2 protein-coding genes are annotated in these 1,976 nt (G+C 67.2%); both read left to right on the top strand.

The genetic code is table 11. The features are described 5' to 3' along the window. A partial coding sequence (locus tag AB4Y99_RS27390; protein WP_441525563.1) for an ABC transporter ATP-binding protein occupies nt 1–977 on the top strand: 977 nt, incomplete at its 5' end. Then, nucleotides 974–1,897: a carbohydrate ABC transporter permease gene (locus AB4Y99_RS27385; RefSeq protein WP_429066573.1), complete on the top strand. Its 924-nt coding sequence runs from the start codon at nt 974–976 to the stop codon at nt 1,895–1,897. The genes AB4Y99_RS27390 and AB4Y99_RS27385, both read left to right, overlap by 4 nt. Nucleotides 1,898–1,976: the final 79 nt, after the last annotated feature.

Below are 1,976 nucleotides of genomic sequence, written 5' to 3'. Positions count from 1 at the left end.
CGCATGAGCGGCGCGTCGCCATGGTCTTCCAGTCCTACGCGCTCTATCCGCATATGAGCGTCGGCGCGAACATCGCCCTGCCGCTGACGATGTCGCGGCTCAGGCTCTGGCAGCGCCTGCCGCTGCTGCGACAGCTCTCCGCCCTGCGCCGAACCGTGATGCGCGGCATCGAGGCCGATGTCGCGGCAGTGGCGACACAGCTCCAGCTTGACCATCTGCTCGCCCGCAAACCGGCCCAGCTTTCCGGCGGGCAGCGCCAGCGCGTCGCGCTCGGTCGCGCGATGGTGCGCAACCCCGACGTCTTCCTGATGGACGAGCCGCTCTCGAATCTCGACGCCAAGCTGCGCGTCCATATGCGCACGGAGCTGGCCGAACTGCACAAGCGCCTCGGCGCGACCTTCATCTATGTCACGCACGACCAGGTCGAGGCGATGACGATGTCCGACCGCGTCGCGATGATGGATTCAGGCTCCGTGCTGCAGCTCGGCACGCCCTCGCAGCTCTACGAGAAGCCGGCCTCGCTCAAGGTCGCGCAATTCATCGGCAGCCCGGCGATCAACCTGCTACCGGCGACGGTTACAAACGGCGGCCGCCTCGAACTCTTCGGCCGGCCCCTGGCGCTCGGCGTCCCGCTGGCGCAAGGACAGGCCGTAACGCTCGGCATCCGCTCCGAGGCCCTCTCGCTGGTCCAGGGCGAGCCCGGCAGCGGGCGCGCCTGGTTTTCGGCCCGACTGCGGCGCAAGGAGAATCTCGGCTCCGAATACATCCTGCATTTCGACCTCGCCGGGCGCGATGCAACCGGCGTGACGATGCGCGCGACGCCGACCGTAGCCGCCGGTGTCAACGAGACCGCCGAGGTCACGCTCTGCTTCGACGAGGCCGCAGCCCATGTTTTTGCCGCCGATGGCGAGCGCATCGAGCCACGCAGCCCCGGTGCTGCGACCGCCTCCGTCGTGCCACTGAGGGCCGGGGCATGACGCTCGCCCTCTCCGCCCCGGCCGGCCTTGCCCCCGCCGCGCGCCGCAGGCTCTGGATCGAGCGTGTCACCGGGCTCGGCTTCGCGCTACCGGCCTTCGTCCTGCTCCTGCTGACGATCCTGCTGCCGCTCGCTGTCCTGCTATGGCTCAGCCTGACGAACTACGAGTTCGGCGGCGTCGACATGGACTGGGTTGGCCTAGCCAATTTCCAGAAGGCGCTGGCCGATCCGATCATCCGGCGCTCGCTCGTCAACACGCTGCTTTATGTCGCCATCGTCGTGCCCGGCGGCGTGTTCGGCGCCTTGCTGATTGCCGTGCTGGTGCATCGGCGCAAGCGCACGCGCTCCTTCTACGAGGTGGTCTATTTCCTGCCGGTGACCTCGACCCTGATCGCCATGGCGACCGTCTGGCAGTTCCTGCTCCATCCGTCGCTCGGCCCGGTCAACGGCCTGCTGAAATGGCTCGGCATCGGCCCGATCGCCTTCCTCAGCGAACCCTCGACCGCACTGGCGACGCTCGCCGTGATCGGCATCTGGCAGCTCATCGGCTTCAACATGATCCTGTTCCTGGCCGGGCTGACCGCAATCCCGCGCGATCTCTACGAGGCCGCCGACATCGACGGCTGCTCCAGCGGGATCGACCGCTTCCTGACCATCACCTGGCCGCTGCTCGGGCCGACCACGATGTTCGTCCTGGTCACCACGATGATCACCGCCTTCAAGATCTTCGACACGGTGGCGGTGATGACGCGCGGCGGCCCGGTCGGGTCGACCGAGGTGCTGCTCTACAACATCTATCTCGAGGGCTTTCAGTATTTCCACACCGGCTATGCCGCGGCGCTGACCTTCATCTTCCTCGCCTTCATCCTCGTCTTCTCGGCCGTGCAGACCTTCGCGCTGGACAAGAAGGTGCATTACTGATGGCCGCTCCTGCGCTTGCCCCCGCCGCCGTCACGCCCGTGCATTCGGTGCTGCGCCGTTTCCTTTCGCTCGCCCTGGT

Source organism: Allobosea sp. TAB14, assembly GCF_052113865.1.
Lineage (GTDB): Bacteria > Pseudomonadota > Alphaproteobacteria > Rhizobiales > Beijerinckiaceae > Allobosea > Allobosea spartocytisi.
Note: the sequence above shows the minus strand (reverse complement) of the source record. Positions and strands in the feature narration are given on the sequence as shown.